We start from the raw sequence: 24,953 nt of genomic DNA on the forward strand, positions 1-24,953 counted from the left end.
AAGAACCCGTAAGTTCTTAATTCTTGCTCAAGACAAAACTCAATTTTCGACGAGTCACTGTCCTGATATTTCGTATCCGAAATACCTCGGCCAGCGCCCACACGAATTACTTGGTTAACTTGTTAAAGAGCGTTTGAGCTGCTGCTCAATCAAGGCCGCGTATTCTACATCGTTCCGCCGCCTTGTCAACCGTTGATTTCGAATAATTTCTGAAGCAATTTTTCGAATACTTTCAATCGGTTATCGCTGAGGTTTTGCTCCGTTTCCGGCGCTACCCCTCAAGCGAGATGCGCATTCTACAGACCTGGCCGCAGGAGTCAACGGCCAATTTGAAAAAAATTCAGACTGGCCGTTCACCCTCCTTATTCAGGCAACAATTACCACCCGCGCGATCTTCTTCTTGCCCGCCTGGATAACGCAGTCATCACCTTCGGCAAACATCCGCTCGCCTTCAAACCGGGCACCATCGATATAAACAGCACCGCGACCCAACACATCCCGGGCGGCCGCGCCGTTCTTGACCAACCCTGCCAAACGCAGCACCGCCGGCATTGGCAGACCTTCCTGCCCTTCCAGCGAAACTTCGACTACCGGAACATTTTCCGGAATCTCACCCAGGGCCACCCGGTTGCCCGCCGATTTATGCGCAGTTTTTGCAGCTTCCTCATCGTGGAAGCGAGTGATCAACTCTTCGGCCAACACCTTCTTATAGTCCTGGGGATTGGCCCCTGCCGCTACAGCAGAACGATATTCTTCAATTTCCGCCATCGGGCGGAAGCTGAGCAATTCGAAATAACGCCACAGCAATTCATCCGGCATGGACAACAGCTTGGTGTACATCTCACCCGGGGAATCACTCACACCTATATAGTTGCCCAGAGACTTGGACATCTTCTGGACGCCATCAAGCCCTTCCAGAATAGGTACTGTGAGAATCGCCTGCGGTTTCTGGCCATAGTGCTTCTGAAGAATCCGACCCATAAGGAGGTTGAACTTCTGGTCGGTACCGCCGAGCTCGATATCAGCCTTCAACTCGACCGAGTCATAGCCCTGGATCAGCGGATACAGGAACTCGTGGATTGCAATCGGCTGCTCGGAACGGTAGCGCTTGGTGAAATCGTCCCGCTCCAGCATCCTGGCGACGGTGTACTGCCCCGCCAGCCGGATCATGTCAGCCGCAGACATCTTGCTCATCCACTCGGAGTTGAACACAACCCGGGTCCTGGCGGGATCCAGGATCTTGAACACCTGCTCTTTATAAGTGATCGCATTCTGGCGCACCTGATCTTCGGTGAGCGGCGGGCGGGTAGCACTTTTCCCGGTCGGGTCACCGATCATGCCGGTGAAGTCGCCGATCAGGAAAATCACCTCATGGCCGAGGTCCTGGAACTGACGAAGCTTGTTGATAAGCACGGTGTGGCCAAAATGGAGGTCCGGCGCAGTGGGATCAAAGCCGGCCTTTACCCGTAGAGGGCGCCCTTCCTTTAATTTTTCAACCAGTTCCTCTTCGGGAATCAGCTCGTCAATACCGCGCTTGATGATAGCCAACGCTTCGTCTAGTGATGCCATGAACCTTTTGTCCCCAGTTTTTAGGTGCAACAGGGCCTGCCGGTTACAGAGATCTACAAAAGAAATCTGCGCGTTACCGGCTCCCTTGGTAAAGTAGCCTTTGATCACAAATCGATCAGACTGTATATAATAAGGCCGGCATTATATCAGCGGCATAGCAGGTTGTACGACCAACCAAAGGCGCGAACTGTAATGTTGCGCACTGTCCTGTTTATGTCATATGCGGTAATCTGATGGTCTATACTTGAACTGGCGCTTTAATTAGCCGGCACAAATTACTGGAATACCGATTAAAACGGGTGAGCCACGTGCTGAAAAAATTTCCCAAGACACATATTACTCTGGCTGCAGCCGCCACCGTGGTTGTTACCACCGCTGCGCTCATGAGCCCCAGCGCCGATGTTGAAGCCCGGCGCATGTCTTACACCATCGACCTTGAACAGGGTGCCGCACTGGGTAACCCGGTTCCCATCAAACAAGCCGTCAAACAACCGGAGTCTGCCGAAGCTGCCGCAGAAACCGCAGCCGAGACAGCCGAACTGCCGGCCACCAGCGAAGTGCCCGCGGTTGTTGGTGCCGAGCCGACGCTGAACTGGAAAGAGTTTGATATCAAATCCGGCGAGACGCTGTCGTCCCTGTTCAAAAAGGCCGGCTTTAACGATGGCGTGATGCTTTCCGTCATTCACGGTGACGGCGAAGCCGACAAGCTTCAGCGCCTGTACGCCGGTGAGCATATCCGCTTCGGCATCGATGACGAAGGCAGCCTGGCCGCTATCGAATTGCAACGCAGCCTGCTGGAAACCCTGAAGATTGAAAAAACCGATTCCGGCTTTGTTGGCGAAACCGACATCCGCGAACCGGAAGCTCGCCCGGCGTTTGCATCCGGCGTTATCGATGGCTCCCTTTACCTGGCAGCCCGCGATGCCGGCCTTGATGACCGCCTGACCATGGAACTGGCCGGTATTTTCGGCTGGGATATCGATTTTGTTTACGATGTTCGCAAAGGCGACAGCTTTGAAGTGGTCTACGAAGAGCTGTATGTAGACGGTGAAAAGTTCAATACCGGCCGCATTCTGTCTGCCCGCTTTATCAACCGGGGCAAAGAAAACGTTGCCCTGCTGTACACCGACACCAACGGTGACAGCGACTATTACACGCCGGAAGGCCAGAGCATGCGCAAGGCGTTCCTGCGGGTACCGATCAATGCCCGGTTATCGTCGCCCTTTAACCTGCAGCGCCGGCACCCGGTTCTGGACGTGGTTCGCCCCCATGAAGGCACAGACTACGCAGCGCCTCCGGGTACACCGATCAAAGCCGCCGGTAACGGTCGTGTTCAGTTTGCCGGTTGGAAAGGCGGCTATGGCCGCACCGTTGTTCTCCAGCATGGTGACAACATTTCCACCCTGTACGCCCACATGAGCAAGCTGGGTAAAGGTATCAAGAACGGAACCCGGGTAAAACAGGGTCAGACCATCGGCCACGTTGGCTCATCCGGCATGGTTACCGGCCCGCACCTGCACTACGAGTTCCGGATCAATGGCGTAGCCAAGAACTCCCGGACCGTAAAACTGCCAGACGCCCAGCCGGTGCCCAGCACCGAAATGGCCCGCTTCAAGCAGTTTACCGAACAGCGCCTGGCGCAGTTCAATGTGTTCCGCGAAAGTGGCCGCCAGCTGGCATTCGCTTCGGATAACTGATCATGACACTCTGGCTCGGCCTGATGTCAGGCACCAGCATGGACTCGGTCGATGCTGTGCTGGTGTCCTTCGGCGAGCCCGGCGTGAACATCCTCAGCACGCTCTCCCTGCCTTACCCTGAACAACTTCGCCACCGCCTGCTGCAGGTGGTGCGCAATCAGGCCGACCCGGATGAAATCGGCGAACTGGACACCCTCACCGGCCAGCACTTTGCCAAGGCCGCCAGCGACCTTATCGTCCAGTCCGGAGTCAACCCGCAAGAGATCCGCGCCATCGGCAGCCACGGGCAGACTATCCGCCATCAACCGTCCGGCGCCGCGCCTTTCTCCATGCAGATTGGCAATGCCGCCTGGATTGCCGAGGCCACCGGCGTAACCACCGTTGCCGATTTCCGTTCGCGGGACATGGCTGCCCATGGCCAGGGTGCCCCCCTGGTTCCGGCCTTTCATCGCTGGCTGTTCGGTTCGGCGCAGCAGGATCGCTGCATTTTGAATCTTGGGGGCATTGCGAACATCACCTGGCTTCCTGCCGGGCAACGCAAACCGGTGATCGGTTTTGATACCGGGCCGGCGAACGCACTGCTCGATGCCTGGTGCCTGGACCAGACCGGCCGACACTATGATGAGAACGGCCACTGGGCCCATGAAGGCGCCACTAACCCGGACCTTCTGGCCAGCCTGTTATCAGATGCCTATTTCAGCAAGGCTCCGCCCAAGAGCACCGGCAAGGAGCGCTTCAATCTCGACTGGATTCACACCCACCTTCAGCGTTTTCCGGATTTGCCACCGGAAGACGTGCAAAGAACCCTGCTACAACTGACCATAACCACCATCCTCCAGCAACTGCCCCAGGAGAATGCAGATATGGCAGTCTTCGCCTGCGGCGGCGGCACCTTCAATCCGGTATTGATGAATGAGTTGAGACTGGGTTTGGGGTCGGTACACCTGGCCACAACTTCAGAACTGGGGCTGGATCCGCAATGGGTGGAACCGGTAGCGTTTGCCTGGCTGGCCCGGCAAACCATAGCCGGCCTGCCGGGAAATCTGCCTGAGGTAACAGGCGCTTCAGGGGAAAGAATTCTGGGCGCGATTTACCCGGCCTGAATGCTCAGATCGAGAAGGAACTACCACAACCGCAGGTGGAACTGGCGTTCGGGTTTTGTACCACGAACTGTGAGCCCTGCAGTCCTTCCTGGTAATCGATGGTTGCACCAACCAGGTACTGGTAGCTCATGGAGTCCACCAGCAGTTTCACGCCATCCCGCTCGATCACCGTATCGTCGTCTTCCTGGTTCTCATCAAAAGAGAAACCATACTGGAATCCGGAGCAACCACCGCCCGTAACAAATACGCGCAGCTTGAGACCAGGATTCTCTTCTTCCTCGATCAGCTCACGCACTTTGGCAACGGCGTTGTCACTGAAGAACAACGGGGTGGCCATTTGTTGGACTACACTCAAGATCTGCCTCCGGCAACGTATGACTGACTCACGATTATGGTATTCCTGACTAAAACAATCAACTATTCGGATTTACCCTCATCGGCTTCGGCCTTTGCGCCGTCATGAGTCAGCAGGCCACTGTTTTCGGTTTCCCGAACCAGGTTGCCGTTTACCGAAGCCCCCATGGCCATTTCGACCAGTTTGTAATAGACATTACCGGTGATCGACGCTTTTTCCGCCAGCTCAAGGTGGGCGGAGGAACGCACGTCACCCTTCACCTGGCCATTGATGATGATGTGCGGGGCAATCACATCGCCGGTGATCTCGCCAACTTCCGACACTCGGACTACCGCGTCACTGCCTTCCTCGGCAATGACCCGGCCGCGAATCTTGCCGTCCACATGCAGGCCACCGGAAAAGTGCACATCACCTTCGATGGTGGTCCGGGACGAGATCAGGGTATCGAACTGCCCGGTCGCGCGGCGCGGTTTCTGTTTTTTCTTGCCCATCATCTATTCAGTACTCCGCTATCTGTTGCCAGCCGAAGGTGCGTTCAGCCTGTGACGCCTTGCGCCCTTCAGCCTGAGCCACTACCTGGATTTCAAGGGGTTCAAAGTTTTCAGGAAGCATCAGGCTACCTTCCACATCCTGAAAATACCGGAACCGGAATGCCACGCCGAGGTCTTCGATCTCATCGGACAGATCCCGCAGCGCGATCACTTCTTTTTCGCCGTCAAGGTTACCGATAACATTCACCGCCACAACCCCGGAAATGTAGCTTTTGTTATCTCCCACCTGGGTCAGCACCAGCTTGAAATCGAAGGCCCGGTTGTCCCGCCCGGGCAGCAGGGTAAAGCGGTCTACCTGCAGGCCCTCGGCCGTTTCTGAGGGTGCCATGATGTTGCGGTAGAAGGTCAGGTCCGCTTCCAGCTCGGAAATCCGGGTTTCCAGGTTGACCATGGTGTTCCGGGCTTCCCGGAGCGCGTGTTCGTCAATCGCCCGCCCCCGCTCCAGGTTGACCATGTTCTGCCGGGCCTCACGATATTGGCCCCGCAACGTCTCTACTTCTTCCTCCAGTTGCTCGCTGGATGCCTCGACCGAAGACAGCCGAAAGCCGCCCTGTGCCAACCCGGCCACGTAGCCTGCCACGGCAGCAACCACGGTGAAGGTGAGCAGAATCACCGTCCGGCGCAGGCGGTGGCCCGGCCGGTGGCGGATAACAACATATTCTTCGGAAGGTTTGCGTGTATCGCTCACAACTCAGCCTCAGGGCAGCAGAGCAGGTGCTTTCAGCCCCAGGGTTTCATCCAGGCCGAACATGATATTCATGTTCTGGATCGCTTGCCCGGCAGCGCCTTTAACCAGGTTGTCGATCACCGAGGTTACGATCACGATGTTGCTCTGTTCCTGGCGGTGAAGGGCCATACGGCAGCTATTGGCGCCGCGCACACTGCGGGTTTCCGGGTGGCTGCCGAAGGGCATGACATCCACGAACGGCTCGTTGCGGTACCGCTCTTCATACAGCGCCTGCAGGCGGTCGAAATCGGCGGCATCAGACAACTCGGCGTACAGTGTTGCTTCAATACCGCGAATCATCGGCACCAGGTGGGGTACAAAGGTAACACCCACGCCGGTTCCTGCGGCTTGGCTCAGGCCCTGGCGGATCTCCGGCAGGTGACGGTGCCCGGAAGCACCATAGGCCTTGAAGCTTTCCCCGACTTCGCCATGCAACATGCCGATCTTGCCCTGCCGGCCGGCACCGCTGGCACCGGACTTGGCATCGGCAATCAACCGGGACGGATCCACCAGCCCGGACTCCAGCAAGGGCAGGAAGCCAAGCTGCACGGCTGTCGGATAACAACCGGGATTGGCCACCAGCTGCGCCTGGCGGATTTCATCACGAACCACTTCCGGCAGGCCGTAAACGGCTTTCTCGGCCCACTCCGGGCTTTCATGGGGCATGCCGTACCAGTCGGCCCAGACATCCAGGTCTTTCAGGCGGAAATCCGCCGAAAGATCCACCACACGCACGCCGGCTTTCATCAGCTCTGGCACTGCGCGCATGGCTACACCGTGGGGCGTGGCGAAGAAAACCAGGTCGCACTCAGCCAGTACCGCGGGGTCCGGCTCGGAGAAAGCCAGGTCATAGTGACCACGCAGGTTGGGGTACATATCAGCCACCGGCATGCCGGCTTCTGAACGGGAAGTGATGCAGGTAACTTCCGCTTCCGGATGAACTGCGAGGATTCTCAGCAGTTCCACACCTGTGTATCCGGTACCACCCACAATGCCTGTCTTTATCACACTAATCTCCAAGGTGTTCTGGCCAGAATTTGCCTGTAGTCTACCATGATAATCCAAGGACTTATTGCAGCCTTCAGACCCGGAGCTACAATGTTCGCCCAAACCCATTGACCAAGCCGTGTCAGCAACCGGAATCCCGCGCCAATGCGTAGTATCAGGCAACAGATTACCGAACACCTGATCCCCGTTTTCCGGCGGAGACTGTCCGGTGTGGATGCCCTGCCCCAACTGGCAGTTCTGGGCCTGTTATCCGGCATTGTCACCGGTGTGGTCATCCTGCTGTTCCGCCTCGCCATCGAATGGCCGCTGGAGCACTTCCTGCCGGGGACCGGTTCCGAGAACTTCGAGCAACTGGATATCCTTACCCGGGGCCTTCTGCCCCTGGCCGGCGCGCTGGGGCTGGGGCTGCTGCTGCACCGGCTCGCCATCCACGATCGCAAGGTCGGGATTGTGCACATCATGGAGCGCCTGAATTACCACCAGGGCTACATTTCATTCCGCAGTGCCGTGGTGCAGTTTGTCGCCGGTGTGGCGACCGTGGTCAGTGGCCAGTCCGCCGGCCGGGAAGGCCCGGCGGTGCACCTGGGGGCTGCGTTTTCCAGCCTGCTCGGCCAGTGGATGCGCCTGCCCAACAACAGCATTCGTACCCTGGTGGCCTGTGGCTGTGCAGCGGCCATTTCCGCCTCGTTCAACACGCCCATTTCCGGCGTTATCTTCGCCATGGAAGTGGTGATGATGGAATACACCATTGCCGGATTTACCCCCATCATCCTGGCCGCTGTGAGCGCCGCCATTGTCACCCAGGTGGTGTACGGTTCCGAACCGGCGTTCAGCGTGCCCGCGCTGACCATGAACTCGATGCTGGAAATTCCCTGGATTATCGCCATTGCGGTGATTATCGGCATTGCTGCAGCGGCGTTTATCCAGCTGGTGGACAGCATGGGGCGCTTCCATCACCGGCCGGTGCTGTTGCGCATTGCCATGGCCGGCCTGCTGATGGTGCCTTTTGCTGTGTTCATCCCGGAAACCATGGGCATCGGCTACGACACGGTCAGCCAGACCATTCACGGCGAACTGGCGTTCTGGCTGCTGCTCGGAGTGGGTGCCGCCAAGCTGATCATTACCGGCATTTCCATCGGCCTGGGCATGCCCAGCGGGGTGATCGGCCCCACGGTGTTTATGGGCGCCACCCTCGGCGGTGCCATGGGGCTGATCGGGGCCCAGATTTTTCCGGAGCAGGCATCATCTGTGGGTTTCTACGCCATGCTGGGAATGGGCGCCATGATGGGAGCCGTGCTGCAGGCTCCGCTGGCGGCCTTGATGGCGCTCATGGAACTTACCCGTAACCCGAATATCATACTGCCGGGCATGCTGATCATTACCACCGCCAGCCTGGTAACCAGTGAAGCCTTCGGCAAGAAATCGCTGTTCCTGACGATCCTGAAAAGCCAGGGGCTCAGCTACCAGAACTCCCCGGTGATCCAGGCCCTGCGCCGGGTTTCCGTGGGCGCCATCATGGACAGGAGCATTCTGCGCACAGAACGGGAACTGACGGTTGAGGAAGCCAGGAAGGCGCTCAAGTCCGAACCCAAGTGGCTGTTGATCGACGGCAGCAACGGCCCCACCGCACTGCTGCCGGCGGTAGACCTGGCCCGCTACCTTGAAGACACCGCCAAGCAGGTGGCCGAAGAAGGTATAGAGGCGCCGGAGACGGTTGACCTGATGGAGATTCCGGCTAACCGGCGGGACGTTGCCCCGGTACAATACCAGGCCACCCTGGAAGAAGCCCTGAACGAGTTCGACAACTCCCAGGCCGAAGCGCTATACGTACAACGCCATGTGGCTCCGATGATCCAGCGGGTTTATGGTGTGGTACTTCAATCCGATATCGAAAGTTATTACCAATACCGACGGAGCTGACAGATGCTGTGGGTTAAAGCCTTCCACATAATTTCCCTGGTGTGCTGGTTTGCCGGCATCTTCTACTTGCCCAGGCTGTTTGTGTATCACGCAGCTTGCGAAGACAAGCCCGGGCAGGAACGCTTCAAGATCATGGAGCGCAAGTTGTACCGCGGCATTACCACACCCTCGATGATTGCCACGGTGATCTTCGGTGTATGGCTGCTCAGCTATAACGTATCCGGTTATTTCAGCCAGGGCTGGTTACACGTAAAGCTGTTACTGGTGACCCTGCTGATTGTCTACCACTTCTATTGCGGCCACCTGGTGAAGGTGTTCCGTGATGACAAAAACCACCGCAGCCATGTGTTCTACCGCTGGTTCAACGAAATCCCGGTATTTATCCTGCTGGCCGTGGTGATCCTGGCCGTTGTTAAACCTTTCTGAGGAGGCACAGCATTAACAATTACACCCGCCCCCACGTTCTTGTACTGTCTGGCCTGGATCCTTCCGGCGGTGCCGGCATCCAGGCTGACATCCAGGCCATTACCTCACTGGGCGGCCACCCGTTACCGGTTGTTACCTGCCTGACGGTACAAGATACCCACAACGTGTATGGCGCCGAAGCCGTTGACGCCCAGCTGATCCGCCAGCAATTGCAGTGCCTGGACAAAGACATCACCATCCACGCGGTAAAAACCGGAGCCTTGGGCAACGCCGCCATTGTCGCTGTACTGAAGGACTTCCTGGACAGCCAGGATGACGAACTGCCCCTGATTGTCGATCCGGTCATCAAGGCCGCCGGTGGTGGCGACCTGGCCGATGACGAGCTGGTCCAGGCCATGAAGGACAAACTGTTCCCTCGCGCGGAAATGATCACCCCGAACGGCGAGGAGCTGACACAACTCGGCGGCAGCGATGATGCCGACCAGGCCGCCTTGAACCTGCTGCAAGCTGGCTGCCGTTCCGTACTGGCAACCGGCGGCCACGGCACCGGCATTCACATTACCAACACCCTGTACAACCACTCCCCGGAACCCATGCACTGGGAAGTCGAGCGGGTTGGCAGTAACGAATACCACGGTACGGGTTGCACCCTGGCTGCCGCCATTGCCACCGGGATGGCCAGTGGGTTATCAGCCCGGGCGTCCATCTCCCAGGCCCAGAACTATGTACACCGCACCCTGCTGCACGCCCTCAGCGTGGGCCAGGGCCAGCGAATTCCGGATCGGGGCATCCTGTGGGAACGCTGAGCCAGAAGCTGCAACCGGGGCTGTATGCCATCACCGACAACCGGCTGACGCCCCCGGAAACCCTGCTGGATTCCGTTGAAGCCGCGCTGCGCGGTGGTGCCGTGCTGGTGCAATACCGGGACAAGGGATCGTCGTCCGCAGAACGGCTGCGCCAGGCTGCAGACCTCAACAGCCTGTGCCGCAACGCCGGCGTACCCCTGTTGATCAACGACGACCCGCAGCTGGCACACCGGGTTGGCGCGGCAGGCGTTCACATGGGCCAGGACGACGGTGCTCCGGACGAAGCCCGGCGCCTGCTGGGCCCGGAGGCGATTATCGGCATCACCTGCCATCATCGCCTTGAACTGGCCCGGGCAGCAAAATCCGCCGGCGCCGATTACCTGGCCTTTGGCCGCTTCTACAACTCGGGCACCAAGCCCGGCGCGCCGGCGGCCGAAGCAACCGTGTTGACCGAAGCGAAAACACTGGCCTTGCCGATTACCGCCATTGGGGGCATAACCGCCGATAACGCCGAGCCGCTGATTCTGGCCGGCGCAGACCTGCTGGCCGTGGTCGGCAGTCTGTTCGGCGGCACTCCAACCGAGATTGAAACCCGGGCAAAGCAATTCTGCCAGCTGTTTGCCCGGCACCATCCGCTTTACACACATTCCGACTGACAGGAGCTCACTGTGACTCATTCTGAAGATCTGTTTGAACAGGCCCAGAAATACATTCCCGGCGGCGTTAACTCTCCGGTGCGGGCATTCCGTGGCGTGGGCGGCACCCCGGTGTTTTTCAACCATGCCGAAGGCGCCTACCTTTACGATGAAGACGGCAAGCGCTACATCGATTACATCGGCTCCTGGGGCCCGATGATCCTGGGTCATTCTGACCCGCGCATCAAAGCGGCACTGCACGCCCAGGTCGACCTTGGCGTTGGCTACGGCGCGCCTACCGCCATCGAAACCGAGATGGCCAAGAAGGTGTGCGAACTGGTGCCGTCCATTGAGCTGGTGCGCATGGTCAACTCCGGTACCGAGGCCACCATGAGCGCCATCCGCCTGGCCCGTGGCTACACCGGCCGCGACAAAATTGTGAAGTTTGAAGGCTGCTACCACGGGCACGTGGACTCGCTGCTGGTGAAAGCCGGTTCCGGCGCCCTGACCCTGGGCGTGCCCAACTCCCCGGGCATCCCGGCCAGCCTGGCCGAGCACACCATTACCCTTACCTACAACGACATCGACAGCGTAAGGGAAACGTTCAAAGAGATCGGCGACCAGGTTGCTGCGATCATCGTGGAGCCGGTGGCCGGCAACATGAACTGCATTCCGCCGGTTCCGGGCTTCCTGGAAGGTTTGCGGGAAGTGTGTGACGAGCACGGCACCGTACTGATTTTCGACGAAGTGATGACCGGTTTCCGAGTTTCCCTCGGCGGAGCCCAGGGTTACTACGGCATCACCCCGGACCTGACCGCACTGGGCAAAGTGATCGGTGGCGGCCTGCCAGTCGGCGCCTTCGGCGGCAAGCGGGAAATCATGGAGCACATCTCTCCGCTGGGCCCGGTGTACCAGGCAGGCACCCTGAGTGGTAACCCGCTGGCCATGACCGCCGGCCTGACCACCCTGAATGCCATTTCCGAGCCCGGCTTCCACGACAAACTGATCGAGAAGACCAATAAGGTGCGGGACGGCTTCAAAGCTGCAGCAGACGAAGCAGGCATTCCGCTGACCGTGCAATCCGCCGGCGCCATGTTCGGCTTCTTCTTCACCAAAGAAGACTCCGTTACCCGCTTTGACCAGGTCATGGAGTGTGACGTAGAGCGCTTCAAGAAGTTCTTCCAAGGCATGCTGGCCGAAGGCGTGTACCTGGCACCGTCTGCGTTCGAGGCAGGTTTTGTGTGTGCCGCGCTGTCTGAAGAAGACATCGAGTTCACCATCGCCGCTGCGCGCAAGGTGATGGCTACCCTGTAACGGGTAAGCAATCAGTCCCGGCCCGGGTCATCATCGGGCCGGGGCAACCTGTTGCTTTCAGAATACCCCTTCCAGCGAGACCGTCAGCGTATGCCGGTCGTAGTCATACCGGTCAATTCCACTGTCCTGGTTGCGATACAGCCACTGGTTTCGCACCAGCCACTGCCGGTTCAACCAGTATTCCGCCATCAGCCCCAACTCCAGACGGGTGTCCTTCCGCCTGCGCTCCACCAACACATCCTGTTCCAGCCACTGGTGTGGTGAATCATAGCGGCTGTGCCGCAGCGCGCTCTCTGCGCCTACCAGCACATCCGGATGTAACGGGTATATCGCCTCGATACCGATTTCATGGTGGCGTGGCGAGACACTCACCACATAGCCTTCCTGGCTGAAATTGTCCCGGTTGTTGGACTCCCAGCGGTAGAAACCCTCAAGCAACCAGCCTGCAAGGGTCCGGTCCGCCCGGGCTTCAAACAGATACCACTGGCCATCGTAGGCGCTGTATCCGGGGCCGCCGTTTACCTGCTCTGCCGCCAGCTCAAAGGAGCAGCCGTCCAACAGCACCGCCCCATCACAAGTATCGGTGCGGGCCAGTAACGCCAGCCCGGCCCGGGTTTCCAGTTCATCGCCGCCAAGCCAGGCCCTGGTGCCGCCCCCACGTATTCCCAGTTCCCAGACATCGACCACCTGCAAAGCGGTTATCCGAGCCTGCAGTACCGAGGTGTCATAGTCGCTGTCGTGGTGATAGTCCTGGCCATAGAGCACACCATCCCAAACCAGTCGCCAACGCTCCGTGGCCTGGTAGCCAAGGCTGCCAGCCGCCACCAGCTCGGCAAAGGCACTGCCGCGATTACTGGGAGAATCCTCGGGCACCCCGGCCATGTTGCTGTCGTAGCCCAGACCCGCAGAGAGATAGCCCTGTCGGGCCAACATGGACTGCTGCCGGGAAGCGTTGTCCTGAACTGAAAGGTCCACAAGCTGGCGCTCCGCCAGCTGCCGCACTGTATCCGGTGCGTCATCGGCTGCCGCCTGGCCAAACCAGTCGCGGGCCTGTCCGGGCCGGCCCTCAGCCAGTGCCACCAATCCGAGGTTATATTGGGCCAGGGCCTGGCCGTCGCCATTGAGTAACGTCGAAAAATGATTGCGGGCCGCGGCATAGTCGCCGGTTTTGTAGCAGACCACGCCCAGGTTGTAGCGGAGTGCGGGCGTGTCGGCACCCAGCCCCAGCGAGCGCTCAAAGTGCTCCCGGGCCAGGGGGTAATTGCCTTCGCGGAATTGTTCGATACCGGCGGTCAGCGCCTGCCCCAGGGCCAGTTCCGGTGAATGGTCGTCCGCTTCCAGTGAATCCAGCCAGTCTGACTGGCTGTCGGCATCCATCAGGTCACTCACCGGCTGATCCGCCTGGCGGCTTTTCTTGCGCAGGCCATCAATAAACTGCCGGTACAGAACCCGGTTCAGCCACGGGCGCAGCTGGTCTACGGATTCGAGTTCATCAAGCCGGGGGTAAAGTTTGACCACCACATCCTGCACAAGGTCTTCGGCATCCTGGCTGTTGCCGGTCAGTCGCCAGGCGAAGCCGTGCATAGCTTGCAGGTGCGGCTGCACCATACGCTGAAAACGCTTCTGGGCTGAGGGACGAAACGGAAGGATTGCCAAAAAACGACTGCCTGGTTGCGGTTTCGGGAAGCGCGCAGTCTATAACAGCTGCGCCCGCCATGCACTTGCCACGCATTATGGCCAAAACATGTGCAAATGTTAATCAAAGTGACGGAACCCCACCCGCAACGGCTTCGTGAGATCAGTACTGGCGACCACAACGCCGGACTTACAACGGAAAGAATACAAACCGGAGGATTTATGAAGAATTCAACCAAGGTATTCGCAGTTTCCGCCCTCGCCGGCGCCCTGGCTGCCTGCGGTGGCAGTGGCGGAGGCAGCAGCGGACAGACCGGCACGGTCTCTGTGGGGCTGACGGATGCGCCTGTAGACCATGCCGAGGCCGTAAACATCGAAGTCACAGCGCTTGTACTCAAGCACCAGGATGGTTCTCCGGTGAGATACGAGCTGGAGATTCCCGAGCCGGTAAACCTGCTTGATTACCAGAACGGCCAAGTAAAGGCCCTTCTGGATCGGGAAGAGCTGGATGCCGGCGAGTACGAGTGGGTAAGACTGGAAATCGGCGAAAACAACAACATCGTGATTGACGGCGGGGAATACCCGCTTACCACTCCCTCAGCCCGAGGCATTCAAACCAGCGGATTCACGGTGCCTGCTGGCGGCGAAGTAGCAATCACCATTGATTTTGACGTCAGGAAGTCGATCGTTAACCCCCAGAACGACCCGAACAGTTACAAGCTGAAGCCGGTACTTCGCCTGGTTGATAACGCCCAGGTTGGTACGATTACCGGCGCAGTCAGTGCGGAACTGATCACTGAGGCTTGCGGGGGCGTGGCCACAACAGATGGTTTCTTGGGCAATATTTATGTGCATGCCGGAGCGGACCAGACCCCTGATGACATTGGCAGTGCCAACGAGCCATTGGTCGTGGTGCCAGTCGAATACGGAGAGGAGTACAGCTACCAGGCAAGCTTCATTCCGGAAGGTGACTACACGGTCAGCTACACCTGCGACAGCGACCTGATCGAGGATACGGAAGGCAACCCATCAGACGATGAACTGAACTTCACCAACGGCCAGAACGCTACCGTAACGGCTGGAGAAACAACCACTGTAAACTTCTAAACCATTACGGGGCTGCCAATTAGCAGCCCCGTTCAGCCTTACAACGCCCGGGCCCGATCCTCCGCCTGGCTGGCCCCCGCAACATTTCCCCTCGCCCGACGGATATCCGCCAGCAACAGCCAGCCTGAACGCTGCAGGCTTGAGTTGTTGCCCGCCAGCGACAGCCCCTTCAGAGTGAACTGCTCCGCCGCTCCCAGGTTGTCACCGGCCACATAGGCTTCTGCCAGCTTGAAATAGACCTCTGCCGAACGGGGCGCGATTCGCTGTGCCCGCTCCAGACTGGAGATTGCTCCGGCAGAATCCCCTTGCTGCAAACGCTGGTCGGCGTCCCGAATCAGGGTGACCGCTGCTGCAGGCAGGGCATCACCGGATTCCCGGTAACTGGGTGCACGGGATGGCTGTTCCAGCTCACTCACGGCGGGCTCTTCGCTTTTGCGCCAGACGCGAGGCTCCGGCTCCTGTTCAGAATTCTGCTCAGGCTCCGCAGTTCTCGGCGGCTCGGGTGCCCGGGAGGGTTCGCCGCCGCCCATCGGCACATAAATGGAGCCACCACCGGGGCCGCTGGCACAGCCCGCCAGGGCCAGCGCCAGGGCAAGCGGTGCGAAACGGATACTGGTTACTTTTATCATTGGAACAATCCTTCAAACCAACTGCGAATTTGCCGGCCGATATTGCCGTTGCAATCTGTGCTCATTACCGGCTCGCTGCCGGTGATAAATGGCACCAGCCGCGCATTGGCACAGCCCTCACCGGTCAGGGCCTGGGCCTCGGCATCTACCCAATGATACTGCACGCCGTCCGGCATTACCGGTGAAAACCCGTGCTGGGGAATCTGCGACATCATCGATGACCACACCGGCAGCGCGCCAGAGGCGCCGGTCAGAACCGTTGGCCCGTTGTCGTCACGGCCCACCCAGGCCACCGCCAGCAAGTCGCCGCTGAAGCCGGCAAACCAGGCATCCCGGCCATCATCGGTGGTGCCGGTCTTACCGGCCAGGGTGAGCTGGTCAGGCAAGGTATAGTAGGCAGAGCGGCCGGTGCCTTCCTGCATGGTTTCCTGCATGGCGTACTGCACCAGGTGCACGGCGGCCGGGTCTGCCACCTGGTCTACTTTCAGGTTGTAGCGGGACAACGGCTCGTTATCGGCATCGGTCACTTCCCGGATGGTGCGCAAGGGGGTGTTGAAACCGCCGGTGGCCAGGCCCTGATACAGCTGGGCCACATCCACCGGAGCCAGGGACACAGAACCCAGCAACATCGACGGGTAATCGGATATCGGCGTGGTCACCCCGAAATCCCGGAGTGTTTGCTGAACATTCGGAATGCCGATATCCAGCCCCACCCGCACCGCAGGCAGGTTATAGGATTTGGACAGGGCCAGGTGCAAAGGCACTTCGCCGCGCTCTTCCTTATCAAAGTTTTTCGGCTGCCAGAGCCGGCCGTCATCGAATTCCAGGGTGAACGCCTGGTCTTTCACCGGCGTGATCAGCGTGTAGCGATCCGGCTGTTCCAGGGCGGTCAGGTAAACAAACGGCTTGATCAGAGAACCCATCGGCCGGTGGGCATCCACCGCCCGGTTAAAGCCGGCAAATTGCGGATCCTTGCCACCCACCAATGCCAGTACCTCACCGGTATCCTTTGCGGTAACCACCAGTGCGGCTTCCAGTTCATCCGCATTGGCCAGTTTCGGCAGGGTTTTGCTGACCGCTGTTTCCGAAGCATGCTGCACTGCAGGGTCCAGTGTGGTGAAAATACGCAGCCCCTCGCTCTGCAGGTCTTCCTGCTGGTAATCCCGGGCCAGGTGCCGGTGTACCAGGTCGATGTAGGCAGGGTAACGGTTCTCGGTAAACGAAGGCTTTGCGCTCACACCCAGCGGACGTGATTTCTGCTTCGCCAGCTCCGGTTCGGCCAGCAGCCCGGCCTCGGCCATTTCATCCAGCACCAGGTTCCGGCGCGACGTGGCCCGTTCCGGGTGTCGGCGAGGATTGTAATAGCTGGGGCCTTTTACCATACCAATCAACAGTGCCAGCTGGTGCGGGGCCAGGTCTTTCAGGCTTTCACCAAAATAGAACTGGCTGGCCAGGCCGAAGCCATGAATGCTGCGGGTGCCCGCCTGCCCCAGATACACTTCGTTCAGATAGGTTTCCAGGATGTCGTCTTTATCGTAATGCAGTTCCAGCAAAATCGACATCAGGGCTTCGTTGCCTTTACGAACCAGTGTCTGCTCCCGGCTCAGGAAGAAGTTTTTCACCAGCTGCTGGGTCAGGGTACTGCCGCCCTGAACAATCCCGCCCGCCTTGATATTGGCCAGCATGGCCCGGGCAATGGACAGCGGCGCAACGCCAAAGTGATCGTAGAAACGGCGGTCTTCCACCGCCATCAGGCCCAGCGGCAGCAATTCCGGAACCTCTTCCAGCTGCACCAGTACCCGGTCTTCCCGATGGGCCGGGTAGATACCGCCAATGCGGGCCGGTTCCAGCCGCACAATCGCAGCCGATGGCCCCGCCAGCACTGAAAACGAGCTGACCCGGTCGCCACTCACCACCAGTGATAACCGCCGGCGGGCTTCTTCACCGTCCGGGAACAGGAAACCACGGGTACTGATGACAAAACGGCCACCATTACGCTGATAAGTGCCGGCCCGCACGCCATCACCCGGCCGATAACCGGACAGCTCCAGTTCACGCACCAGGCTCCCTGCGCTTACGCTGGCGCCGTCATACAGTTCCAGTGGCCGGGCATACACCCGGGATGGCACCTCAAAGCGCCGGCCTTCGAAACGGGAGGTGACCACCGCATCCAGGTACACCATCCAGCCGGCCAGCAACACCAGCCCCAGGGCACCGGCCCGGAACATGAAACGCCAGAAGCCGGATTTCCGGTTTCCGGAGCGGGATTTGGGAGATTTTTTACGGGAAGAAGATGATTTACTCATGCCGCGATTATAACGAAGCCACATGGGCGACCGGCAGGCCTGTAATGTGTTATTTCTGTAATCTGCCCGCTATGATAGGCCAAGAAAAATCAACGAGTTCAGGGAACCCAGGAGAACAATGTGAGCGAGAACGCCCCGGATACACTGGTGAAGGCACTGCAGAACCCGGAATTGTACGACCACCCGGTGAAGGATTTCCGGGTTATCGAAACCCATATTTCCCAGGTTCTGCTGACCGGCGACTACGCCTACAAAATCAAGAAGCCCATGGATTTCGGCTTCCTCAATTTCTCAACCCTCGAACGCCGCAAACACTTCTGCGAAGAGGAGCTTCGGCTTAACCGCCGGCTGGCCTCGGAGCTTTACCTGGATGTACTGCCCATCACCGGCAGCCCGGAGCAACCGCAAATCGGCGGTGCAGGCGAGCCCTTCGAATACGCCATCCGCATGCGCCAGTTCAACCAGGACGAGCTGTTCGACCGTCGCCAGGAACGGGGCGAGATGACGGCCGAGCTGCTGGCCAGCGTGGCAAGGCAGGCTGCACAGTTTCACGACAGCCTGCCCCCCATTACCGGTGACAAGCCCTTGGGCACACCGGAAGCCGTCTACGCCGCCATGCAGGAAAACTTCGACCAGGTCCGCCCCCTGCTGACCGACAAGGCCCTGCTGACCCAGCTGGACGCCCTGGAAGACTGGACCCGCACCACCTTTGAACGCCACCGCGAGCTGATCGCCAGCCGCCGGGCCAACGGCCTGGTGCGGGAGTGCCATGGCGACCTGCACCTGGCCAATATTACCGTCTTCAACGACAAGGTGACGGTGTTCGACTGCATCGAATTCAACGAGCCGTTCCGCTGGATTGATGTGATTAACGACCTGGCCTTCCTGCTGATGGACCTGGAATCCCGGAACGAGCCGGCGCTGGCCAACCTGGTTCTGAACACCTACCTGGAATACCGCGGCGACTTCGAAGGACTGGCACTGCTGCCCCTGTACAAAGCCTACCGCGCCATGGTTCGGGCCAAGATTGCCCTGTTCACCATGGGCAACCCGAGCCTGAACGAGCAGGAGCGGGAAGAACTGATGCAGCGCTATCACGGCTACGCCCAGCTGGCGGAAAACTACGGCGCCATTCCCAACCATTACCTGCTAGCCACCACCGGGCTTTCGGCCAGCGGCAAGACCTGTGTGAGTGCCGCCATGGCCGGCGAGTTGGGGCTGATTCGCCTGCGTTCGGATGTCGAGCGCAAGCGCTTGCATGGCCTGGGGCCGCTGGACAGCAGCAAGTCAGGCCTGGGTGAAGACCTGTACAGCCCGGAAGTGACAGAGCAAACCTATCAGCACCTGGCGAACCTGGCCGGTGACCTGCTGGCCTCCGGCGCCTCCGTGATCGTAGATGCCGCCTGCCTGAAGGAACATGAACGCAACCTGTTTGCCAGTGTCGCGGAAAACCAGGGCGTGCCCTTTGCCCTGCTGCACTGCGAAGCACCGGAACAACTGCGCCGGGAATGGGTGCGCAAACGCAAAGGGGATGCCTCCGAGGCTACCGAAGAGCTGCTGGATGCCCAGCAAAGCTGGTTCGAACCCCTGACCACGGAAGAGAAAACCCACACCGTGCACCTGCACACCGAGCAGGAGCATGTGGCCGAGGCAGTGGCAGACCGTATCCGCCAGCACCTGGGCCTGGCTCCGGCCCAGTAAGCCCTCAGGGTACCGGTCAGGGCTCCAGATTGACCGGTACCGCTTCTGTCAGGTCCAGCCGGCCGGTGGGGTTACCATCGTCACCGGCCAGGGCTGACCGATAAGCCACCACTTCCACCCCCGCTTCACAAGCCTGGCGCAGTAACTGGCCATAACGAGCGTCGATGTGGTCTGCCGGGCGTACTTCTTCGATACCGGTGTGGTTCACCAGGAAGAACAGCACCCCACGGTCGCCCTTTGCCACCTGCGCCATCAACTCACGCAAGTGCTTCTGGCCCCGCTCGGTGACCGCATCCGGAAAATAGCCCCGCCCGCCTTCGGCCAGGGTGACATTCTTGACCTCCACCCAGGCATCCGGCTCGCTGGCATGGCCGGAGAGCAGCAGGTCAATCCGGCTTTTTTCCTCACCGTACCGCACTTCGCTACGGACGGTACTGTACCCGGCCAACTCCTCTACCACGCCGCTTTCAATGGCATGCCGGGCCTGGGCATTGGGCCGCGCCGTATTCACACAGGCCAGCACCCCGGGTGAGGTTTCCACCAACTCCCAGGTGTATTGCAGTTTGCGCTTGGGGTTGTCGCTGCGGCTTAGCCACACCCTGGCGCTCTCCGGCTGGCACCCCAGCATGGAACCGGTGTTGGGGCAGTGAGCGGTTACCTCCTCGCCACCGGGCAGGCGGACATCCGCCAGAAAGCGTTTGTAGCGCCGGATCAGGCGCCCTTCCACCAAAGGTTCAGGAAACTTCACGTGATCTCCCCATAAAGTCGGCGTTACAGGGCTGGCACCCCCGTAACTTATCTGCTATTTTCCGCAAACTCCCGATTCAGGACGAATGCTTTATCCAGGGTTAAACCGCGCAGCCACGCTGGCGCGGCGGAAGCAAAGCGTTCTTGTGAAGTACAAACAAGAGGCCGGGTTCAATGGCAAACACTGCAGAACAACCACGCGAACGTTTTACCAACTTCACCCCTTATGAAATGAAGAAGGGTGAAGAGTATATGAGTGCTGACATGCTGCAGCACTTCAAAGATCTGCTCCTGCAATGGAAACAGGAGCTGATGGAAGAAGTGGACCGCACCATGCACCATATGCAGGAAGACGCCGCAAACTACGCGGATCCCAGCGATCGCGCAACCCAGGAAGAAGAGTTCAGCCTGGAACTGCGCACACGGGACCGTGAGCGTAAACTGATCAAGAAGATTGACCAGACCATCGACCGTATCGACAAAGACGACTACGGTTTTTGCGACCAGTGCGGTGTGGAAATCGGTATTCGCCGGCTGGAGGCCCGCCCGACAGCCACGCTCTGCATCGACTGCAAAACCCTGGCAGAAATCCGCGAGCGCCAGACTGGCATCTGATCACGCCTCAATGGCCGGCAGCACCCGCTGCCGGCCAGATGACTCCCTATGAAGCAACCCCGCTACCGCGGGCGCTTTGCGCCTTCCCCAACCGGCCCCCTGCACTTCGGCTCACTGGTTACGGCCCTGGCCAGCTGGCTGGAAGCCCGAACCGCTAGCGGTGACTGGCTGGTACGAATCGAAGATCTGGACCCCCTGCGGGAACCACCCGAAGCCACCGGACAAATCCTCGATTCCCTGGACTGCCACGGCCTGTTCCCGGACGAACCGATACGCTTTCAGTCAAAGCGCCATGGCGCCTACCAGGCCGCCATCGCCCAGCTGCTGGAATCCGGCAAGGCATATCGCTGCCGCTGTTCCCGCAAACAACTGCAAGCCCATGGTGGCCGGCACCCGAACCACTGTCGCAACGGCACTGCCGGTGTCGGCAACGAGCCTTTCGCCATCCGCTTTGCCCTGCAGGACGAAACCAGCCACTGGCATGACCAGCTGCTGGGCCCGCAGCAACAGCAGGTACATGCCGAAATCGACGACCCGGTCATCCTGCGCAAGGAAGGCTTCTACGCCTACCAGCTGGCGGTGGTGGTGGACGACATCGACCAGGGCATCACCCACATTGTTCGTGGCTCAGACCTGCTGGACATGACCGCCCAGCAGCAACAGATCTACCGGGCCCTGGGCGCACAGCCGCCCCACTGGCTGCATATTCCGGTGATCCTGAATGACCAGGGCCAGAAACTGAGCAAACAGACCCATGCCCCGGCACTGGACGATACCCGCCCGGCAGAGAACCTGGTTCAGGCACTGCAGGCGCTGGGACAAAATCCGCCACCGGAACTGGCCGCTCGCGGTGTGGACGCGATACTGGCCTGGGGCCGGGCAAACTGGCAGCGACAGGCTATTCCCCTGACATCCCGGCAGGCCCGTGGTATAACCCCCGGTACACACACCCGTTCGGACCACTGAGCCGATGTACATTTACCGTCTGGTTTTTCTGCTGGTACTGGCCATCTATATTTTTTCCCCGAACATCCTGGATTGGTGGACGTCGCCGGATAACGTCTGGTACAGCCCCTATGTGATCTGGGGCGGGCTGATAGCCATCGGCGTCTGGCTGGAATGGCGACGGGATCCCAATGAGTTTTAGTGCCACCGGCCTGTTACTGGCCAGCCTTCTTTACCTTGTCCTGCTGTTCGGTATTGCCTGGGGCACCGAACAGGGCACACTGATGCGCCGCTGGGTGCGTCACCCCCTGGTGTATACACTCAGCCTCGGGGTCTATGCCGGCATCTGGGCCGTGTATGGCGCCATTGGCATGGCAGCGGAGTCCGGTTATGGCTTCCTGGCCTATTACCTGGGCATCAGTGGTGCGTTTTTGCTGGCACCGGTGCTGCTTAACCCCATACTGAGAATTGCCCGGGCTTACCAGCTCACATCCCTGGCCGACCTGTTCGCCTACCGGTATCGCAGCCAGTGGGCGGGCACCCTGGTAACCCTCTGTTCCGCCGCCGCTATCCTGTCCTTGTTGAGTATGCAGATACAGGCGGTTACTGTATCTGCCAGCCTGCTGGCGCCGGCCACCTCACCGGAAGCCATCAGCGTGATGTTTGCCCTGATCGTGGTGTTGTTCACCATGCTGTTCGGGGCACGACGGCATCAGAGTTCCGGCAACCATCAGGGCCTGGTACTGGCCATTGCCTTCGACTCGCTGGTGAAGGTCATCGCCCTGCTGGTGCTTGGCGGCGTCATCCTGTTCGGTGTTTTCGATGGCACCCGCGGGCTGGACGACTGGCTGGCGCAGAATTCCCACCCGGAAGCAGCCATGACCATGGCGATCAACGACGGCAGCTGGCGCGCCCTGCTGCTGATGTCCTTCGCCGCCGCCCTTGTGCTGCCACACATGTACCACATGACCTTCAGCGAAAATCCGTCACCCCGGGCGCTGGCCAAGGCCAGCTGGGGCCTGCCGCTGTACCTGCTGCTGGTGGGCCTGCCGGTTCCGCTGATTGTCTGGGGTGCCCAGGCACTGGACGTCACCTCGCCGCCCGCCTTCTTCAGTATCGGTGTTGCCCAGGCGCTGGATAGCCCGGCCCTGACCATGCTGATGTACATTGCCGGTTTGTCTGCCGCCAGCGGCCTGATGATTGTCAGCACCCTCGCCCTGGCCGGGATGGTGCTGAACCACGTTGTGCTGCCTCTGAAAACCCCGAAAGATCAGGGCGACATCTACCGCTGGCTGCAGTGGGTCAAGCGCCTGCTGATCGCCGTTATCCTGTTCCTGGCCCTGCTGTTCCACGAAACCATCGGCCAGAAACTGGACCTGTCCATTCTGGGCGCGATTTCCCTGTCCGGTACCCTGCAACTGCTGCCCGGCGCGCTCGGAGTCATCTACTGGCCGGAAGGCAATCGCCGGGGGCTGGTCGCGGGTCTGGTTACCGGCCTGACCATCTGGCTGTTTACCCTGGTACTGCCGTTCTCGTCTGCCACGGATCTGCTGTACTGGCTCGACCTGCCCATCAACCCGGGCTACGACAACTGGCACATCTTTACCTTTATCAGCCTGACGGCGAATATCTCGGTCTTTGCCCTGGTCTCGATCATCAGCCCCGCGTCGGCGGAAGAAACCAGCGCTGCCCAGGCCTGTTCCATGGGCGCACTGTCCCGGCCCCAGCGCCGGGAACTGCTGGCAGCATCCTCCAAGGAATTCATCCAGCAACTGGCGGATCCGCTGGGCCAGAGCGTGGCACGGCGGGAAGTGGAGCGGGCCCTGGCCCAGCTGAAACTGCCCAATGTGGAGTTCCGGCCGTACCAGCTGCGCCGGCTGCGGGACCAGATAGAAATCAACCTGTCCGGCCTGCTGGGGCCCTCGGTGGCCCGGGATATTGTAAAGCGGCACCTGGGCTTCAAGCCTCTGACCCACGGCGTCACCGGCCAGGATATCCGCTATGTGGAGCGGGCGCTGGGGGATTACCAGAACCAGCTGACCGGCCTGGCCGGGGAACTGGACAACCTGCGCCGGCATTACCGGCAAACCCTGCAGAACCTGCCAATCCCGGCCTGCTCGGTGGGCGAGGACGGCGAAATCCTGATGTGGAACCACGCCATCGAAGCACTCACCGGCATTTCCGCTGACGAAGTGGTGGGCGCCCGGCTGATGGCCCTTCCCGAGCACTGGCACACCCTGCTGGATGACTTTAACCGGGGCTCGGAGCTACACCGCTACAAGCACCGGCTGGACCTGCGGGGCAAGCCCCATTGGCTGAACCTGCACAAAGCGGCCCTGAGCGGCCCGGACCACACCGAAGGCGGTTCCATTATCCTGGTGGAAGACCAGACCGAAACCCGCCTGCTGGAAGACGAACTGATGCACAGCGAACGGCTGGCCTCTGTTGGCCGCCTGGCCGCTGGCGTGGCCCATGAAATCGGCAACCCGGTCACCGGCATTTCCTCCCTGGCCCAGAACCTGAAGCTGGAAACCGACGACCCTGGCATCCTGGAAACCGCAGACCAGATACAGCAGCAGACCCGGCGCATTTCCGCCATCCTCCAATCCCTGATGAACTTCGCCCGTACCGGCAACCATGCCCACGCAAACCGCTATGAGCCGGTCAACATTCACCGCTGCGTGGAAGAATCCATCAACCTGCTGTCGCTCAGCGAACGGGGCATGGGCATCCGCTTTGTTAACGACTGCCCGCCCTCCATGCAGGTGCTGGGCGACGAGCAGCGGCTGGTTCAGGTATTTGTTAACCTGTTGGCCAACGCCAGGGACGCCTCGCCAGACGGAGGTACCATAACGGTCAATGGTAAGGGCGACGGCTACTCCGCTATCATCGAGGTGATTGATGAAGGCTCCGGTATACCGGCAGATCAGCTGGACCACATATTCGAGCCCTTTTACACCACCAAGGCCCCCAACAAAGGCACGGGCCTAGGGTTATCCCTAGTGTACAGTATTGTTGAAGAACACTATGGCAACATCCAGGTAGAAAGCCCGGCCGACAAAGCCGCCGGCCGCGGCACCTGCATGAGGCTGCGCCTGCCCGCCTACGAGCCAGAAACCGATACCGGCAACAGCAGCCCGAACGAAAGGTCGTGAAC

22 protein-coding genes are annotated in these 24,953 nt (G+C 59.9%); 13 read left to right on the top strand and 9 right to left on the bottom strand.

Translation table 11 applies throughout. From position 1 onward, the window contains the following. Window positions 1-366: 366 nt before the first annotated feature. A complete protein-coding gene (gene tyrS / locus H3Z84_RS07275) occupies window positions 367-1,569 on the bottom strand; it encodes a tyrosine--tRNA ligase (protein WP_199457007.1) in 1,203 nt (400 codons plus the stop codon). A gap of 308 nt (window positions 1,570-1,877) precedes the next feature. Here tyrS and H3Z84_RS07280 point away from each other — a divergent pair, with 308 nt between their 5' ends. Next, complete coding sequence (locus tag H3Z84_RS07280) at window positions 1,878-3,266, top strand: peptidoglycan DD-metalloendopeptidase family protein (RefSeq protein WP_199457008.1); 1,389 nt, start codon at window positions 1,878-1,880, stop codon at window positions 3,264-3,266. A gap of 2 nt (window positions 3,267-3,268) precedes the next feature. Then, window positions 3,269-4,369: an anhydro-N-acetylmuramic acid kinase gene (locus H3Z84_RS07285; protein ID WP_199457009.1), complete on the top strand. Its 1,101-nt coding sequence runs from the start codon at window positions 3,269-3,271 to the stop codon at window positions 4,367-4,369. 4 nt (window positions 4,370-4,373) lie between these two features. On the opposite strand, the gene erpA is transcribed toward H3Z84_RS07285, so the two are convergent. The 4 genes from erpA to argC all read right to left on the bottom strand — a co-directional run bounded on the left by erpA (window position 4,374) and on the right by argC (window position 7,010). Then, a complete protein-coding gene (gene erpA / locus H3Z84_RS07290) occupies window positions 4,374-4,706 on the bottom strand; it encodes an iron-sulfur cluster insertion protein ErpA (RefSeq protein WP_022990255.1) in 333 nt (110 codons plus the stop codon). An 80-nt stretch (window positions 4,707-4,786) separates the two neighbouring features. Beyond that, window positions 4,787-5,218: a bactofilin family protein gene (locus H3Z84_RS07295; protein ID WP_022990254.1), complete on the bottom strand. Its 432-nt coding sequence runs from the start codon at window positions 5,216-5,218 to the stop codon at window positions 4,787-4,789. Between the two features lie 4 nt (window positions 5,219-5,222). Continuing rightward, on the bottom strand, window positions 5,223-5,963 hold the full coding sequence (locus H3Z84_RS07300) for a DUF6776 family protein (RefSeq protein WP_199457010.1): 741 nt from the start codon (window positions 5,961-5,963) through the stop codon (window positions 5,223-5,225). Window positions 5,964-5,972: 9 nt separating this feature from the next. Beyond that, window positions 5,973-7,010 (bottom strand): N-acetyl-gamma-glutamyl-phosphate reductase, encoded by a 1,038-nt coding sequence (argC, locus tag H3Z84_RS07305; RefSeq protein WP_199457011.1) that lies wholly within the window; start codon window positions 7,008-7,010, stop codon window positions 5,973-5,975. Between the two features lie 144 nt (window positions 7,011-7,154). Between argC and H3Z84_RS07310 the strand changes: the two genes are divergently transcribed. Genes H3Z84_RS07310 through hemL form a run of 5 tightly spaced genes read left to right on the top strand, consistent with a single transcriptional unit; the run spans window position 7,155 to window position 12,111 of the window. Next, the gene (locus H3Z84_RS07310; protein ID WP_058339885.1) at window positions 7,155-8,930 is read left to right on the top strand and encodes a chloride channel protein; all 1,776 of its coding nucleotides are present in this window, start codon (window positions 7,155-7,157) and stop codon (window positions 8,928-8,930) included. Between the two features lie 3 nt (window positions 8,931-8,933). Next, a complete protein-coding gene (gene hemJ / locus H3Z84_RS07315) occupies window positions 8,934-9,356 on the top strand; it encodes a protoporphyrinogen oxidase HemJ (RefSeq protein WP_058339886.1) in 423 nt (140 codons plus the stop codon). 44 nt (window positions 9,357-9,400) lie between these two features. Then, entirely contained in the window at window positions 9,401-10,162 is a 762-nt protein-coding gene (gene thiD / locus H3Z84_RS07320; protein WP_167373025.1) for a bifunctional hydroxymethylpyrimidine kinase/phosphomethylpyrimidine kinase, read from the top strand. Then, window positions 10,159-10,818 carry a thiamine phosphate synthase gene (gene thiE, locus H3Z84_RS07325; protein ID WP_206768893.1) on the top strand — a complete coding sequence of 220 codons (660 nt, stop codon included), beginning with the start codon at window positions 10,159-10,161 and terminating at the stop codon, window positions 10,816-10,818. The genes thiD and thiE overlap by 4 nt, the downstream gene beginning before the upstream one ends. Window positions 10,819-10,830: 12 nt before the next feature. Continuing rightward, window positions 10,831-12,111 (top strand): glutamate-1-semialdehyde 2,1-aminomutase, encoded by a 1,281-nt coding sequence (hemL, locus tag H3Z84_RS07330; RefSeq protein WP_094625265.1) that lies wholly within the window; start codon window positions 10,831-10,833, stop codon window positions 12,109-12,111. 57 nt (window positions 12,112-12,168) lie between these two features. Here hemL and H3Z84_RS07335 read toward each other — a convergent pair whose 3' ends face one another. Beyond that, entirely contained in the window at window positions 12,169-13,767 is a 1,599-nt protein-coding gene (locus tag H3Z84_RS07335) for a sigma-70 family RNA polymerase sigma factor (RefSeq protein WP_228286586.1), read from the bottom strand. Between the two features lie 201 nt (window positions 13,768-13,968). Here H3Z84_RS07335 and H3Z84_RS07340 point away from each other — a divergent pair, with 201 nt between their 5' ends. Next, the gene (locus H3Z84_RS07340; protein WP_199457013.1) at window positions 13,969-14,853 is read left to right on the top strand and encodes a DUF4382 domain-containing protein; all 885 of its coding nucleotides are present in this window, start codon (window positions 13,969-13,971) and stop codon (window positions 14,851-14,853) included. A gap of 38 nt (window positions 14,854-14,891) precedes the next feature. Here H3Z84_RS07340 and H3Z84_RS07345 read toward each other — a convergent pair whose 3' ends face one another. Continuing rightward, window positions 14,892-15,482, bottom strand: coding sequence for a tetratricopeptide repeat protein (locus H3Z84_RS07345; RefSeq protein WP_199457014.1), 591 nt, complete (start codon window positions 15,480-15,482; stop codon window positions 14,892-14,894). Further along, the gene (gene mrcB / locus H3Z84_RS07350) at window positions 15,479-17,788 is read right to left on the bottom strand and encodes a penicillin-binding protein 1B (RefSeq protein ID WP_036220081.1); all 2,310 of its coding nucleotides are present in this window, start codon (window positions 17,786-17,788) and stop codon (window positions 15,479-15,481) included. Before mrcB ends, H3Z84_RS07345 begins: the two co-directional genes overlap by 4 nt. A 120-nt stretch (window positions 17,789-17,908) precedes the next feature. Here mrcB and H3Z84_RS07355 point away from each other — a divergent pair, with 120 nt between their 5' ends. Further along, window positions 17,909-19,489, top strand: a complete 1,581-nt coding sequence (locus H3Z84_RS07355) for an AAA family ATPase (protein ID WP_199457015.1) — start codon at window positions 17,909-17,911, stop codon at window positions 19,487-19,489. 16 nt (window positions 19,490-19,505) lie between these two features. Here the strand turns inward: H3Z84_RS07355 and sfsA are convergent, their stop codons facing one another. Further along, window positions 19,506-20,237 (bottom strand): DNA/RNA nuclease SfsA, encoded by a 732-nt coding sequence (gene sfsA, locus H3Z84_RS07360; RefSeq protein ID WP_199457016.1) that lies wholly within the window; start codon window positions 20,235-20,237, stop codon window positions 19,506-19,508. Between the two features lie 173 nt (window positions 20,238-20,410). On the opposite strand from sfsA, the gene dksA reads away from it, so the two are divergent. Genes dksA through H3Z84_RS07380 form a run of 4 tightly spaced genes read left to right on the top strand, consistent with a single transcriptional unit; the run spans window position 20,411 to window position 24,951 of the window. Beyond that, window positions 20,411-20,851, top strand: a complete 441-nt coding sequence (gene dksA, locus H3Z84_RS07365) for an RNA polymerase-binding protein DksA (protein ID WP_022990237.1) — start codon at window positions 20,411-20,413, stop codon at window positions 20,849-20,851. Window positions 20,852-20,899: 48 nt separating this feature from the next. Beyond that, window positions 20,900-21,817, top strand: a complete 918-nt coding sequence (gluQRS, locus tag H3Z84_RS07370) for a tRNA glutamyl-Q(34) synthetase GluQRS (protein ID WP_199457017.1) — start codon at window positions 20,900-20,902, stop codon at window positions 21,815-21,817. Window positions 21,818-21,821: 4 nt separating this feature from the next. Continuing rightward, window positions 21,822-21,998: a hypothetical protein gene (locus tag H3Z84_RS07375; RefSeq protein WP_022990235.1), complete on the top strand. Its 177-nt coding sequence runs from the start codon at window positions 21,822-21,824 to the stop codon at window positions 21,996-21,998. Then, window positions 21,988-24,951, top strand: coding sequence for an ATP-binding protein (locus H3Z84_RS07380; protein ID WP_199457018.1), 2,964 nt, complete (start codon window positions 21,988-21,990; stop codon window positions 24,949-24,951). The genes H3Z84_RS07375 and H3Z84_RS07380 overlap by 11 nt, the downstream gene beginning before the upstream one ends. Window positions 24,952-24,953: the final 2 nt, after the last annotated feature.

This window comes from Marinobacter sp. bablab_jr003, assembly GCF_016464245.1.
GTDB lineage: Bacteria > Pseudomonadota > Gammaproteobacteria > Pseudomonadales > Oleiphilaceae > Marinobacter > Marinobacter vinifirmus.

Excerpts from the sequence above, each read along its gene's own strand:
- tyrS (WP_199457007.1), bottom strand. The coding sequence starts at position 1,569 with ATGGCATCACTAGACGAAGCGTTGGCTATCATCAAGCGCGGTATTGAC.
- H3Z84_RS07285 (WP_199457009.1), top strand. The coding sequence starts at position 3,269 with ATGACACTCTGGCTCGGCCTGATGTCAGGCACCAGCATGGACTCGGTC.
- erpA (WP_022990255.1), bottom strand. The coding sequence starts at position 4,706 with ATGGCCACCCCGTTGTTCTTCAGTGACAACGCCGTTGCCAAAGTGCGT.
- H3Z84_RS07295 (WP_022990254.1), bottom strand. The coding sequence starts at position 5,218 with ATGATGGGCAAGAAAAAACAGAAACCGCGCCGCGCGACCGGGCAGTTC.
- H3Z84_RS07310 (WP_058339885.1), top strand. The coding sequence starts at position 7,155 with ATGCGTAGTATCAGGCAACAGATTACCGAACACCTGATCCCCGTTTTC.
- hemJ (WP_058339886.1), top strand. The coding sequence starts at position 8,934 with ATGCTGTGGGTTAAAGCCTTCCACATAATTTCCCTGGTGTGCTGGTTT.
- H3Z84_RS07340 (WP_199457013.1), top strand. The coding sequence starts at position 13,969 with ATGAAGAATTCAACCAAGGTATTCGCAGTTTCCGCCCTCGCCGGCGCC.
- H3Z84_RS07345 (WP_199457014.1), bottom strand. The coding sequence starts at position 15,482 with ATGATAAAAGTAACCAGTATCCGTTTCGCACCGCTTGCCCTGGCGCTG.
- mrcB (WP_036220081.1), bottom strand. The coding sequence starts at position 17,788 with ATGAGTAAATCATCTTCTTCCCGTAAAAAATCTCCCAAATCCCGCTCC.
- dksA (WP_022990237.1), top strand. The coding sequence starts at position 20,411 with ATGGCAAACACTGCAGAACAACCACGCGAACGTTTTACCAACTTCACC.
- gluQRS (WP_199457017.1), top strand. The coding sequence starts at position 20,900 with ATGAAGCAACCCCGCTACCGCGGGCGCTTTGCGCCTTCCCCAACCGGC.
- H3Z84_RS07375 (WP_022990235.1), top strand. The coding sequence starts at position 21,822 with ATGTACATTTACCGTCTGGTTTTTCTGCTGGTACTGGCCATCTATATT.
- H3Z84_RS07380 (WP_199457018.1), top strand. The coding sequence starts at position 21,988 with ATGAGTTTTAGTGCCACCGGCCTGTTACTGGCCAGCCTTCTTTACCTT.